Source organism: Corallococcus carmarthensis, assembly GCF_003611695.1.
Lineage (GTDB): Bacteria > Myxococcota > Myxococcia > Myxococcales > Myxococcaceae > Corallococcus > Corallococcus carmarthensis.
In genome coordinates this window covers 1-12,780 of sequence record NZ_RAWE01000108.1, presented here as the reverse complement: position 1 = coordinate 12,780, position 12,780 = coordinate 1, and the positions used below count along the sequence as shown (strand labels likewise).

General features: G+C 70.0%; 11 protein-coding genes and 1 pseudogene. 8 read left to right on the top strand and 4 right to left on the bottom strand.

All coding sequences use genetic code 11. The annotated features are described in order from the left end of the window. Window positions 1-121 precede the first annotated feature (121 nt). Window positions 122-1,762 carry a DUF6923 family protein gene (locus tag D7X32_RS25710; RefSeq protein ID WP_120605214.1) on the top strand — a complete coding sequence of 547 codons (1,641 nt, stop codon included), beginning with the start codon at window positions 122-124 and terminating at the stop codon, window positions 1,760-1,762. A 134-nt stretch (window positions 1,763-1,896) separates the two neighbouring features. After that, entirely contained in the window at window positions 1,897-2,469 is a 573-nt protein-coding gene (locus D7X32_RS25705) for a hypothetical protein (RefSeq protein WP_147450261.1), read from the top strand. A gap of 76 nt (window positions 2,470-2,545) precedes the next feature. Here D7X32_RS25705 and typA read toward each other — a convergent pair whose 3' ends face one another. The 3 genes from typA to D7X32_RS25690 form a co-directional block, all read right to left on the bottom strand. After that, window positions 2,546-4,396 carry a translational GTPase TypA gene (gene typA, locus D7X32_RS25700; protein ID WP_120605212.1) on the bottom strand — a complete coding sequence of 617 codons (1,851 nt, stop codon included), beginning with the start codon at window positions 4,394-4,396 and terminating at the stop codon, window positions 2,546-2,548. A 165-nt stretch (window positions 4,397-4,561) separates the two neighbouring features. Then, a complete protein-coding gene (locus D7X32_RS25695; protein WP_120605211.1) occupies window positions 4,562-5,485 on the bottom strand; it encodes an alpha/beta fold hydrolase in 924 nt (307 codons plus the stop codon). Then, window positions 5,482-7,071: a sigma 54-interacting transcriptional regulator gene (locus D7X32_RS25690; protein ID WP_120605210.1), complete on the bottom strand. Its 1,590-nt coding sequence runs from the start codon at window positions 7,069-7,071 to the stop codon at window positions 5,482-5,484. The genes D7X32_RS25695 and D7X32_RS25690 overlap by 4 nt, the downstream gene beginning before the upstream one ends. Window positions 7,072-7,184: 113 nt before the next feature. Here D7X32_RS25690 and D7X32_RS25685 point away from each other — a divergent pair, with 113 nt between their 5' ends. From D7X32_RS25685 to D7X32_RS25660, 6 genes are all read left to right on the top strand, one after another. Continuing rightward, a complete protein-coding gene (locus tag D7X32_RS25685) occupies window positions 7,185-8,192 on the top strand; it encodes a cation diffusion facilitator family transporter (RefSeq protein WP_120605209.1) in 1,008 nt (335 codons plus the stop codon). Between the two features lie 47 nt (window positions 8,193-8,239). Continuing rightward, window positions 8,240-9,283: a hypothetical protein gene (locus tag D7X32_RS25680; RefSeq protein ID WP_120605208.1), complete on the top strand. Its 1,044-nt coding sequence runs from the start codon at window positions 8,240-8,242 to the stop codon at window positions 9,281-9,283. A 10-nt stretch (window positions 9,284-9,293) separates the two neighbouring features. Then, window positions 9,294-9,851, top strand: a complete 558-nt coding sequence (rsmD, locus tag D7X32_RS25675; protein ID WP_120605207.1) for a 16S rRNA (guanine(966)-N(2))-methyltransferase RsmD — start codon at window positions 9,294-9,296, stop codon at window positions 9,849-9,851. Between the two features lie 47 nt (window positions 9,852-9,898). Then, entirely contained in the window at window positions 9,899-10,381 is a 483-nt protein-coding gene (coaD, locus tag D7X32_RS25670; RefSeq protein WP_120557127.1) for a pantetheine-phosphate adenylyltransferase, read from the top strand. A gap of 87 nt (window positions 10,382-10,468) precedes the next feature. After that, window positions 10,469-11,662, top strand: coding sequence for a pyridoxal phosphate-dependent aminotransferase (locus D7X32_RS25665; protein ID WP_120605206.1), 1,194 nt, complete (start codon window positions 10,469-10,471; stop codon window positions 11,660-11,662). 68 nt (window positions 11,663-11,730) lie between these two features. Next, window positions 11,731-12,222 (top strand): carboxypeptidase-like regulatory domain-containing protein, encoded by a 492-nt coding sequence (locus tag D7X32_RS25660; RefSeq protein WP_158625761.1) that lies wholly within the window; start codon window positions 11,731-11,733, stop codon window positions 12,220-12,222. A gap of 39 nt (window positions 12,223-12,261) precedes the next feature. Here the strand turns inward: D7X32_RS25660 and D7X32_RS25655 are convergent. Further along, a pseudogene (locus D7X32_RS25655) lies at window positions 12,262-12,780 on the bottom strand (hypothetical protein); the annotation flags it as partial.

The window sequence follows — 12,780 nt, the reverse complement described above, 5'->3', positions numbered from 1 at the left end:
CAATTCCTCATCCCGGAGGGCAGGGCGGGCTTGGGTCTGAAACACTCACACGCAGGGTGGGGGATGGCCGGAAGGTTGCTCATGGGGCTTGCCGAAGGAAACCCCAAGGAGCCCGTCCCTCATGTGGAAGCACCGCAGGGCGCTGACCGCGCTCGCGCTGGCGTGGGCATTGCCCGCGTCGGCGCATGACATCCTCGCAGGAAAGACAGTCAACGGCGGGGGTGTGGTGGAGGTGTCCACCTATCCCACGACGGTGACGTTTGGCTTTACCGCCCAGAACATCCATCCCACGCTGCCTTCGACCCTGCTGTCGGCAAGGGACCCGCTGCTGGAATCGCTCGGCTTCGCGTTCGACCCTCCGCCGCCCTTCGACATCCCCCTGGGCGGCACGGCGACGGACGCGTTCTCCCTGACGCTCGATTCCTTCGACACGTGCGTGGCGCTGGGCAACGCGGACGATGATCCGACCACCCCGGGACCAGGGCCGGGGGCGCGCTTCACGAGCACCTTCACGGTGACGTTCCCGGAAGGGGGCACCTCCCAGGCGAGCACCCAGGTCATCTGCCTCCAGGACGACCGGCTGACGTGCGACGACACGCTGTACGTCACCACCGGCAGCCCCAGCACCGTGGCCATCCTCGACCCGGTGGCGGGGACGCTGACGCCCCTGGGCGCCGCGTCCGGGCCGCTCGTGGCGCTGGGCTTCAACCAGGTTGACGGCTACCTCTACGCGGTCCAGGGCGGCGCGGTGCCGGGCCCGAGCGGCCCCACGCTCTACCGCGTGGCCGTGGACGGCGTGCCGCAGGCGGTGACGAACCTGCCCGCGCTGGCGAACCAGCCGGTGGTCGCGGGCGCGTTCCTGCCGGACGGCAACTACATGCTCTGGGGCGGCGGCACCGCGTACCGGGTGTCCGTGCCGGACGGCACCGTGATTGGCCAGGTGTCCACGGGCCCGCTCACCGCCTTCAACATCGGGGACTGGGCGGCCAGCCCGGAGGACGGGCGGCTCTACGCGTACAACGCCGCCACGAACCGGATGACCGTCTTCTATCCGGACATGGAGACGTTCGCGGACACCGGCCCGGAGGCGCCCACGCGCTCGGACGGCAGCGTCGTCACGGACTACGTCACGGAGTCCGCCTTCTTCGACCAGGCGGGGAACTTCTTCCTCTACGGCCAGAGCGTGGAGCTGGGCGGCACGGAGCAGCGCGCGCTGTACTACGTGGACGTGGGGGTCACCGGCAGCTTCCTGCTCATCGGCGATGGCCCCTCGGTGACGTCGTCCGGTGGCGCTTCGTGCGCGCTGGGCAACCCGACGCTGGTGACGCGCGAGCTGGGCTTCTACCGGGTGCATGAGCGCGCCGTGGAAGCGTGTCTGGCGGCGGGGCCGCTGGAGCTGGGACCGGCCCGGGTGACGAGCCCCACGCAGGCGCTGGCGGTGCTCTGGGACAGCCCGGCGCTGGACCGCGGCGGCGGGGCAAGGCGTGACGAGGACGCCCTGCGCGTGCGCGTGCGCCGGGAGCTGCTGGTGGCCACGTGCAACACGCGGCTCTTTGGCGCCAACCTGGACGCCGAGAGTGCCCTCATCGAGGCCACGGAGGCGCTGACGCCTCCGTCGCTGACGCACGGGGAGGCCGCGCTGGAGCGGCTGGTGCGCTTCAACGCGTCCGGCACGCGAGCCGCCCTGCCACGGAAACAGGCCCTGGGACCGGCCACGCCGGTGCGGGCGCTCGAAGCGAGCCGGCGGGTGCCCGTCCCATGAAGACGCCAGGAACAGGCCTTGGGACCGGCCACGCCGGCGCGGGCGCTCGAAGCGAGCCGGTGGGTGCCCGTCCCATGAAGACGCCAGGAGCGATGCCCTTGAAGGACCCGGGAGCTGACATGGAGCGGATGCGGATGAGGTCGTGGGTGGGCGCGCTGTGCGTGGCCGCGGGGCTGCTGACGGGGTGTGAAGACGGGCTCGCCCCCCGGCCGCCGGAGCGCGAGGAGGCCCCTGTCGTTCCGGCGGTGAAGCCCCCGAAGGTCCACACGCGGCGCTTCGAGGTCCGCGTGAAGGGCGTGAACGCGGAGGCATACCGCGCGGTGGTGCTCCCCGTGGCGGGGCTGCGAGCGAAGGCCGGCGGCTGGGAGCTGGCCACCGGCGTGCGGTCGCGGACGGTGGACCTGGCCACGCCGGGCCATGCGTCGCTCGTCGGCTACGTGGACGTGCCCGAGGGCAGCGCCGACGTGGAGCTGACCCTGACGTGGGACGAGGCCGGCGGCTACGAGTCGGATCCGGACGCGGCGGACGGCGCGGCGGGCGCGGAGGCGGGCGTGCTGGACGCCCGGCCGGGCACGGTGCGCCTGCGCGTGAGCCCCGCCGCCATGGCCCGGCACGGGCGTGTGGTGCTGGAGGTGGACGTCGCGTCCTCGCTGGTGAAGGGCGCGGATGGCCGCCGGTTCCTGCCCCGGTTCATGACCGCGTACTGAAACGGAACGAAGAAGGGGCCGCCACCCGGTGTGCTGGGTGGCGGCCCCTGGAAACTTCAGGCGTTCAGCGGAAGGACTACTCCCCTTCGGCACGCTCTTCGCGCTTGCGCTCGCGCTCGGCGCGGTAGCGCTCGCCCACGGCCAGCGCCTTCTTGCGCATGCGCACGGACTTGGGCGTCACCTCGACGAGCTCGTCGTCGGCGATCCACTCCAGGGCCTTCTCCAGCCCCATCTCGCGCGGCGGGACGAGGATGACGTTCTCGTCGCGGCCGGCGGCGCGGATGTTGGTGAGCTTCTTCTCGCGGCAGCAGTTGACGTTGAGCTCGGACGGGTGCGCGTTCTCGCCGATGATCATCCCCTCGTACACGGTGGTGCCCGCGCCGATGAAGAGCTGGCCGCGCTCCTGGATGCTGAACAGCGCGTACGGCACCGTGTCGCCCAGGCGGTCGGAGACCATGGCCCCGTTGGCGCGCTTGGGGATGTAGCCGAACCACGGCTCGAAGCCGTCGAACTGGCTGCTCATGATGCCCTCACCGCGGGTGATGGTGAGGAACTCCGAGCGGAACCCGATGAGGCCGCGCGCGGGGATGCGGAACTGGAGGCGGGTGCGGCCCGAGCCCAGCTGCGTCATGTCCGTCATGCGGCCCTTGCGGGGCCCCAGGCGCTCGGTCACCACGCCGACGCTGTTCTCCGGCACGTCGCAGAAGAGCAGCTCCATGGGCTCATGGAGCTGGCCGTCCACCGTCTTGGTGATGGGCTCCGGGTTGGAGGCCGTGAGCTCGTAGCCCTCGCGGCGCATGTTCTCGATGATGACCGCCAGCGCCAGTTCGCCACGGCCCACCACGCGGAACGCGTCCGGCGTCGCGGTGTCCTCCACGCGCACGGCCACGTTGCGGTACGCCTCGCGGTACAGGCGCTCGCGCAGGTTGCGGGAGGTGACGAACTTGCCTTCCTTGCCCGCCAGCGGCCCGTCGTTGACCTTGAAGATCATCATCATCGTGGGCTCATCCACGGTGATGCGCGGCAGCGCCACGGGCTTCTCGAAGTCCGCGATGGTGTCGCCGATGGAGATCTCCTCGATGCCCGCGATGGAGACGATCTCGCCGGGGCCGGCGTCCGCGATCTCCGCGCGCTTCAGGCCGGAGAAGCCGTACAGCTTCACGATCTTGCCCTGCTGCACCTTGCCGCCGTCGCGGACGACGGACACGGGCATGTTCGCCGTGATGCGGCCCGCCTGCACGCGGCCCACCGCCAGACGGCCGACGTAGTCGTCGTAGTCCAGGTTGGCGACGAGCAGCTGGAGCGTCGTCTGCTCCGCCGGGGGCGCGGGCGGGGGCGGGATGTGCTTGATGATGGCGTCGTACAGCGGCTCCAGCGTCTTGCCCGGCACGTCCAGCGACGTGGAGGCCTGACCCTGGCGCGCGACGGTGTAGAGGACGGGCATTTCCAGCTGCTGCTCGTCCGCGCCCAGGTCGATGTAGAGCGAGTACACCAGGTCCAGCACTTCCTTGGCCCGGGCGTCCTGACGGTCGATCTTGTTGATGACCAGCACGGTCTTCAGGCCCATGGCCAGCGCCTTGGTGAGCACGAAGCGCGTCTGGGGCAGGGGACCTTCGGCGGCGTCCACCAGCAGGATGACGCCATCGACCAGGCGCAGACCGCGCTCCACCTCGCCACCGAAGTCGGCGTGGCCCGGGGTGTCGATGATGTTGATCTGCATCCCCTTGTAGGAGACCGCGGTGTTCTTCGCGAGGATGGTGATGCCCTTCTCGCGCTCGAGGTCGTTCGAGTCCATGACCCGTTCGGTCATGTGCTCATTGGCGCGGAAGGTGCCCGCCTGCCGGAGCAGGTGGTCGACGAGAGTGGTCTTGCCGTGGTCGACGTGAGCGACGATGGCGACGTTGCGGATGTTTTCGCGAGAGAGCATGCGGACCAACTGACTGAAAGAAGGTGCGAGGAGAGACGCCCAGGACGGGGTTTCTCAATCCCACCGGAACCCGGAAGGCGGGGGCTTATATGCCGGGGGCTTCCCGCCTGCAATGAAGGCGGGTGCCCGGCAGGCAGACAATCAGGCCGCCTGCTCGCTGGGCGCTTATCCCACCTTTGGCCGTGACTCCGCCGTTTCAACCCCCAGCCGCTCTCTCAGGAAGCGCTCCACGCGCAGCTCCACCAGGCCCGGGACTTCCAGTGGGGCGGTATGGGTGCCCTCGGAAATCATCAGGAGCTCGGAGGCGGGGATGCGCTCGGCCATCTTCCTGGACAGCCACCCGGGGGTGAAGCGGTCCTTCTCCCCGGCGACCACCAGGGTGGGCACGTCCACGTGCTCCAGGTGGTCCTCGGCGGTGTGGTTCGCCAGCGAGTCCAGGGTCCGCACGAAGACGACGGGGTCCATCCGGGCCAGGTGGGTGAAGTAGGGGGCCAGGTCGTTGCGCGCGATGAGCTCCGGGTTCATCTCCAGCCGGATGGCCAGCTGGACCACCAGCTCCGTGGTGAGCGCCCCGTGCACGATGCGCGCGGTGTGGCGGGGGAAGCGCTCCACCGCGGCCCTCAAGGTCGGGAAGAGGCGCTTGAGCAGCGTGGAGTCATGGAACGTGTCCAGCGGCAGGCCGTAGCTGCCGCACACCAGCACCAGCCCCTCCACGCGCCGGGCGTAGCGGCGGTGGAACTCCAGCGCCACCTGCACCCCCATGGAGTGGCCGAAGAGGACGGCCTTCTCCATCCCCGCCGCGTCCATCACCCGCGCCAGGTCATCGCAGGTGTACTCCATGCCAATGCGCGTGCGGTCCGTGGGGATGGTGCTCTTGCCGTGGCCCCGGTAGTGCCAGCGCAGCACCTGGTGGCGCCGGCCCAGGTAGGGCAGCAGGTACTTCCACGCGAAGCCGTCACAGCCCAGGCCGTCGCACAGCACCATGCCCGGGGCGCCGTCTCCCCGCACCTGGTAGTAGAGGTCCGCGCCGTCCGGCACCCGCAGCGAGTCCTGGCGGAAGGAGACCGCCTGTCCGTGGGGGGCGCTCACGCCTCCACCTCGTCCGCGTCCAGCCCTTCGGGGATGCCCTTGTCCAGCCCGTAGCGGGAGATCTTCAGGATGAGGTTGGAGCGGCTGATGCCCAGCTCGCGCGACAGCCGGCTCTTGTTGTAGCGGGTGCGCACCAGGCCCTGGTGGATCATCTCCTTCTCCAGGGACTCCACCGCCTCGTGCAGCTTGCCGTGCGCGCGCGGGGCGATGAACGGCCCGCCTCCGGGGACGACGGCGTCGCGGATGCGGCTGGAGAGCAGCTCCGCGGGGATGACCTCCAGCTCGCCGCCCAGCACGAGCAGCCGCTCGATTTCGTTCTCCAGCTCGCGGATGTTCCCCGGCCACGCGTACGCGCCCAGGATGCCCAGGGCCTCCGGCGCCAGGCCCCGCGCGCGCTGGCCCTCGCGGTGGTGCTTGCGCAGGAAGTGGTCGATGAGGACGGGCAGGTCGTCCTTGCGCTCGCGCAGGGGTGGCAGCTGCAGGCGGATGACGTTGATGCGGTAGAAGAGGTCCTCGCGGAACTCGCCGCGCTTCACCAGTTCGCCCAGGTCCTTGTGGGTGGCGGCGATGACGCGCACGTCGACCTCGCGGGAATGGGTGCCGCCCACGGGCAGGAAGGTGCCCTCCTGGAGGACGCGCAGCAGCTTCACCTGGAGGGCGGGGGACATGTCGCCCACCTCGTCCAGGAAGAAGGTGCCCTGATCCGCGACCTCGAAGAGCCCCTTCTTGTCCTTGAGCGCGCCGGTGAAGGAGCCCCGGGTGTGGCCGAAGAGGGCGCTCTCCAGCAGGTTGTCGTTGAAGGCGGAGCAGTTCTGCACGACGAACGGCTTGTCCTTGCGCGGGCCGTTGTGGTGGATGGCGCGCGCCACCAGCTCCTTGCCCGTGCCGGACTCGCCGTTGATGAGGACGGTGGAGTCGGAGTGGGCCACCTTCTCCATCAGGCGGAACACTTCGTTCATGGCGCCGGAGCGGCCGATGATCTTCTCGAAGCGGTAGCGGTTGGACAGCTCGGAGGCCATGGACTGGATGGTCTCCTCCTTGCGCGTGAGCTCCACCTCCTGGTTGGCGATCTCCGTGACCGCGAACTCCAGCAGGTCCGACAGCTTGCTCAGCTCCGAGCCGTCCAGCACCGGCACGCGCTCCGCCGCGCCCTCCAGCTCCAGCAGCGCCCCGGGCGCGATGTCGCGCATCTTGCTCAGCAGCACCTGTCCGTCGCCGGGCATGAGCGGCTGCCGGGCGAAGCCCTCCACGAAGAGGAAGCCCTCGTACTCGTTGCGGATGTAGAGCGGCGCGCCCACGATGGACAGGCGCAGGTGGCAGTCGTGGAAGAGCGACCGGCGCAGGTTCTTGGCGGCCTTGAACTTCTCGTGGAGCACCCGCACCGACTGGGCACACCGCCGCATCCCCTCCCGCGCCCCCAGCGAGTGGCGGCAGAAGTCGTTGGGCGGCGGGATGAAATCCCCGCGCTGCCAGTCGTGCACCACGCCGTTACGATCCGCGAACGACAGCTCCACCTGCCACCACTTGCGGATGACATCCCTCAACATGACAATGGTGTGCAGATTCTGATGCTTCTCGAAGTCCATCCCCGCGGTCCTCGCCCTGTTGCGGATCAGGACAACGGATCTACGGGGTTGTCTGAAATCAATCCAGCGGCACCTGTCCGAATGACGGCGCTGTTCGCGTACCCTGGTTCCCTGTGAGCGCACCCCCACATACACCCAGCAGGGCAGGGCACGGCCATTCGCACGAGCACGAGCATGATCACTCGCACCATGGGCATTCGCACGGCCATGGGCACGGTCATTCGCACGGCATCAAGAAGGGCGGACTGGCGGAGGAGCGGCGCAAGGACCGCCGCCGGCTGCTCTTCGCGCTGGGGCTGACGGCGACCATCATGGTGGCGGAGGCGGTGGGAGGTTTCCTCACCAACTCGCTGGCGCTGCTCTCCGACGCCGGGCACATGCTGACGGACGTGTCGGCCATGGTCCTGAGCCTGCTGGCGCTGTGGTTCGCCGGGCGGCCCGCGGACCTGAAGAAGACCTACGGCTACTACCGGATGGAAATCCTCAGCGCGCTCCTCAACGGGGTGCTGCTGCTGGTCATCACCATCTTCATCCTGATGGAGGCCTGGCAGCGGATGCGCACGCCGGCGCCGGTGGAGCTGGGGCCCATGGCCCTGGTGGCGGGCATTGGCCTGGTGGCGAACCTGGCGGCGCTGGGCTTCCTGCACCAGACGCACTCCATGAACGTGCGCGGCGCGTTCCTGCACGTGCTGGGGGACACGCTGTCGTCGGTGGGCGTGCTGATTGGCGCGGGCGTGATGTGGTGGACCGGCTGGTACGTCGTGGACCCCATCATCTCCGTGCTCATCTCCATGATCATCGTCGTGGGGGCGCTGCGGCTGGTGAAGGACGCGGTGGACGTGCTGCTGGAGGCGGTGCCCGCGCACGTGGACCTGGAGCAGGTGCGGGATCTCATGGGCAAGGTGCCGGGCGTGCAGGCGGTGCACGACCTGCACGTGTGGACCATCTCCAGCGGGATGTACGCGCTGTCCGCGCACCTGGTGGTGGCGGACCCCATGGTCTGCAACAACGACGACATCCTGTCCGCGGTGAAGCACGACCTCTTCGACCGCTTCGGCATCGACCACACCACCATCCAGATCGAGAGCCAGTCCTACGCCCACCTGGGCGAGGTGCACTGACTCGCGCTTGCGAAAGGCGCGCGGGGCGGGGATTCTCGCCGGCTCCTATGAGCGTGCTGGACAAGGTGTTGTCGCTGCGGCCGGGCAACGTGGTGGCGCGGGTGGGCCCGGGCTCCCGGGTGCCCTTCCTGGATCCGCGTGAGCTGCTGCGGGCGCTGGAGTCCACGCCCATGGCGCTGCCGTGCCTGCCGGTGCTGTCCAAGGGGGCGCTGCCGGGCCTGCTGGGCGCCGCGCGCGCGGAGGACGCGGTGCTGGGCCTGTCGTGTCCGCACCCGCTGGCGGATCGGGGCGCGCCGGAGCGCTTCGTGCTGGCGGTGCACGCGGCGGCTCGGGAGGCCGAGCACACCCGGCCCCTGTTCCTCCAGGCCGGGCCCCTCCGGGTGACGTCCACGGACGCGGACGTGCTGGACGCGCTCCAGGAGGGGCTCTTCCGCATCGTCGACGCGGGCTTCGCGCTGGTGTCGTTGGACCTGTCGCGCCTCACGTCCTACGAGGCGGTGGAGGCGGCGAACGCGCTGGTGGGCCCGCTCAAGGAGCGCGAGCTGTCGCTGGAGGTGTCTCCGCCCCAGGTGTCCTCCGGCGGGCTGGTGGACGCGTGCGCGACGCTGCTGGAGGGGCTTTCGCAGTGGCAGGTCCCGCTGCGCTTCCTGCGCGTGCCGGAGGCGCAGTTGGGGGATGGCGAGCTGGACGTGGAGGAGCTGCGCCGGGTGGTGGAGACCGCGTCGGCGAAGGGCGTGGCGGTGACGGTGGGGGATGCGTCCATTGGATCCGCGCGGGGGCTGTCCAGCTACGTGGCCGCGGGCGTGCGCAAGGTGGACCGGGGAGGCCCCTTTGGCCCGCTGACCCTGCGCGCCTGGCCTCCGGAGGTGCGCGAGCGGGTGGTGGCGCGGGCCCAGGCGGCGGGCATGCCGGCGGGCGAGCTGCTGTCCGTGCTGGAGGAGGGGCTGCCGCCCCTGTCGCCGGGCGCGCGCGAGACGCTGGAGGCGCTGTCCTTCTCGGAGGCGACGGAGGCGCTGGGGGCGCTGGGGGCACGCCGCTCGGCGTCGGTGGCGATGGCGTTCCTCGCGAAGCCGGACGGCGACCTGGGTTAGAAGGGCGCCCATGCGCATCGTGGCAGGCAGCGCGAAGGGCCGGGCCCTGACGGGACCCAAGCCGTCGTCCGGACACATCCGCCCCACGGCGGATCGGGTCCGCGAAACCATCTTCAACATGCTGGGCCAGTTCCTGGACGGCCAGGCCGTGCTGGACCTGTACGCGGGCACCGGCGCGCTGGGGCTGGAGGCCCTGTCGCGGGGCGCGGGCCGGCTGGTGCTGGTGGACCAGGACCGCGAGGCCCTGGAGCTGTGCCGGAAGAACACCGACGCGCTGGGCTTCACGGCCCAGGTGTCCATCCTGGCGCAGCCCGTGGTCCGCGCGCTGGGGACGCTGGGCAAGCAGGGGGAGAAGTTCGAGCTCGTCTTCGCGGATCCGCCCTACGCGGCGCACGTGGTGGAGACGGTGCTGGACGCGGTGGTGGCCGCGGGCGTGGTGACGCCGGGCGGCACGGTGGTGGTGGAGCACGACAAGCGGGAAGAGGCCCCGGACGCCCACGCGGGGCTCAGCCGGGAGGACCAGCGCCGCTTCGGCGACACCCTGGTGAGCTTCTACCGCGCTCCGTGACGTGCGCTTGACCCGCCCCGTGGGCCCGCCGAGACTTCCCGGCACCCATGCCGGTTGCCATCTATCCTGGTTCGTTTGATCCGCTCACCAACGGGCACCTGAGCCTCATCCAGCGCAGCCTGAAGATGTTCGACCGGCTCATCGTCGCCATCGCGGTGAACCCGAAGAAGACGCCCCTCTTCAGCCAGGAGGAGCGCATCGAGCTCATCCGCGAGGCGGTGAACGACCCCCGCGTGGAGGTGGACGCCTTCCACGGCCTGCTCGTGGACTACGTGCACCAGCGCAACGTGAGCGTCGTCATCCGCGGGCTGCGCGCGGTGTCGGACTTCGAATACGAGTTCCAGCTGGCGAACATGAACCGCAAGCTGGCGCCGGACATCGACACCGTCTTCATGATGACGGGCGAGGACTACTTCTACATCTCCTCGCAGCTGGTCCGGGAGGTCGCCACCTTCGGAGGGAACGTGGAAGGGCTCGTCCCCCCGAACGTCAACGCGGGCCTCAAGAAGAAGTTCGGCCCGAAGCCGTAGCGCCGCGGGGCCGTGGAAGGGCAGCCGGGCAACGCAGCGCGCCAGTAGGGCTTGTCCGCCTCGGGAGTTCCGCGCTAGGCAGGGCGCATGAAACTCGCCCGCCGGCTGCAAGCCATCAAGCCTTCCGCCACCCTGGCCCTCAACGCCCGCGCCAAGGCACTCGCCGCGAGCGGAAAGGACGTGGTGGTGCTCGCCGCCGGTGAGCCGGACTTCGACACGCCGGAGTTCGTGAAGCAGGCGGCCATCGACGCGCTCCGTTCGGGCTTCACCAAGTACACCGCCACCGCGGGCATGCCGGAGTTGCGCGAGGCCGTCTGCCGCAAGCTGGAGAAGGACAACGGCCTCAAGTACGCGGTGGATCAGGTGGTGGTGACGGCGGGCGGCAAGCAGTCGCTCTACAACTGCTTCCAGGCGCTGCTGGACGAAGGCGATGAAGTCATCATCTTCGCGCCGTACTGGGTGAGCTACCCGGACATGGTGCACCTGGCGGGCGGCACGCCGGTCATCGTCCCCACGCGCGAGGAGGACGGCTACGCGCCGGACCCCGCGGCCATCAAGAAGGCGCTCACCCCGCGCACGCGCGCCATCGTGCTCAACAGCCCGGCCAACCCCACGGGCGCGGTGTACTCGCGCGCCACGCTGGAGGGCATCGCGGACGCGGTGCGCGGCCACGACTGCCTGATCGTCACGGACGACATGTACGAGAAGCTCCTCTACACGGGGGAGCCGTTCCTCAACATCGGCAACGTGGCGCCGGACCTGGTGCCCCGGCTGCTGGTGTCCAACGGCCTGTCCAAGTCCCACGCGATGACGGGCTGGCGGCTGGGCTACGCGGCCGGCCCCAAGGCGCTCATCTCCGGCATGCAGCTGGTGCAGGACCAGTCCACGTCCAACGCGTCCTCCATCACCCAGAAGGCGGCGCTGGCGGCGCTCAACGGCCCCACGGACACCATCACCGCGATGGTGAACGAGTACCGCGAGCGCAGGGACCTGTTCGTCGCGGGGCTCAACGCCATCCCCGGCATCCGCTGCCGGGTGCCGGAAGGGGCCTTCTACGCGATGGCGGACGTGCGCGGCCTGCTGGGCCGCGCCTACAAGGGCGCGCCGCTGACGGACTCGCTGCAGCTCTCCGAGGCCCTGCTCAACGACTTCCTCGTGGCGGCGGTGCCGGGGGATCCGTTCGGCGCGCCGGGCTACATCCGCATGAGCTTCGTCACCTCGCGTGAGGTGCTCCAGAAGGGCCTGACGCGCCTGCGGGACTTCGCCGCGACGCTGGGCTGAAGTCCGCTTGTGACCCCGACGCCGAGACCTCCAAGGCCCCCGTCAACGAAGAGCCCCGGCCCGGCCGGGTGACGGGCGTCGTGCTGACGGAGGAGGGCGCTCCGCTCAAGGACTTCGAGGTCACGCTCCTGGAGACCGACAAGACGGTCACCACGGACACGCAGGGCAAGTTCACCTTCGAGTCGCTCACGCCGGGCACGTACACCCTCATGGCCGTGGGGCCGGGCTACGACGTGGCGCAAGACGAGGTCGAGGTGGAGGCGGGCATGACCACGGCCATGTCCTTCAACCTGAAGGCCACCGTCATCCGCGTGACCGGCAAGGTCCAGCAGGAGGACGGAACGGCGATTGTCGGCGCCTACGTCAGCATCCTGGACCAGGACACGGGTGAGGTCTTGAAGCGCGTCACCTCGGATACGCAGGGGGCGTTCACCGTGGACCTGCCGCCCGGCCTCTACACCCTCGAAGCCGAGCGCGATGGCTACGCGACCTACTCGGATTATCTGATCGTGCTCCAGGAGCCGGAGCCCGTGACCATCACCCTGCAGTTGGTGCCTTGACGGAAAACCCGGTGGAAACGCCGGGCGCCCGTGGGATCTTCAGTCCGTGTAGGCGAAGGCGTGCCAGGTCAGGTCCGGGGTGCCGCGGAAGAGGATGATGGCCGCGTGGCCGGAGAGGTTGCCCACCGCGGCCCAGGTGTCCTTGAGCGCGCGCGGATCCAGGCCCAGGCGCGCGGGAGGCTTGCCGTACTTCTTCTCCATCTCCGCGATGGGCAGCACTTCGATGTCGTAGAGGGTGACCAGGTCCGTGCGCCGCGCGCGCAGCTGCTTCACCCACGCCTGCACCAGCTCGTCGGGGGTGTTGAAGCGCTTGTCCTCGAGCTGGAACGGGTACGACAGCTCCGCGGACGCGTTGCGCACGTCCCCCGTCAGCAGGCTCTGGAAGAGGAAGCGCGCCTCGTTGTGGATCACCGCGCGCGCGATGCCCTCGGGAGACAGGTCCTCCTCGCTGGGGCGCGAGGCCTCGCGGCCCGGGGGCAGCTGGGGGGTGCCCGCGGTGGAGGGAGTGGTCGGCGTCGGCGGGCGCGCCGTGGGAGACAGGGGCACGGCGGCTGGAGC

Bases quoted from the DNA above. Each gene is read 5' to 3' on its own strand.
- D7X32_RS25710 (WP_120605214.1), top strand. From the start codon at position 122: ATGTGGAAGCACCGCAGGGCGCTGACCGCGCTCGCGCTGGCGTGGGCA.
- D7X32_RS25705 (WP_147450261.1), top strand. From the start codon at position 1,897: ATGAGGTCGTGGGTGGGCGCGCTGTGCGTGGCCGCGGGGCTGCTGACG.
- typA (WP_120605212.1), bottom strand. From the start codon at position 4,396: ATGCTCTCTCGCGAAAACATCCGCAACGTCGCCATCGTCGCTCACGTC.
- D7X32_RS25690 (WP_120605210.1), bottom strand. From the start codon at position 7,071: ATGGACTTCGAGAAGCATCAGAATCTGCACACCATTGTCATGTTGAGG.
- D7X32_RS25680 (WP_120605208.1), top strand. From the start codon at position 8,240: ATGAGCGTGCTGGACAAGGTGTTGTCGCTGCGGCCGGGCAACGTGGTG.
- rsmD (WP_120605207.1), top strand. From the start codon at position 9,294: ATGCGCATCGTGGCAGGCAGCGCGAAGGGCCGGGCCCTGACGGGACCC.
- coaD (WP_120557127.1), top strand. From the start codon at position 9,899: ATGCCGGTTGCCATCTATCCTGGTTCGTTTGATCCGCTCACCAACGGG.
- D7X32_RS25665 (WP_120605206.1), top strand. From the start codon at position 10,469: ATGAAACTCGCCCGCCGGCTGCAAGCCATCAAGCCTTCCGCCACCCTG.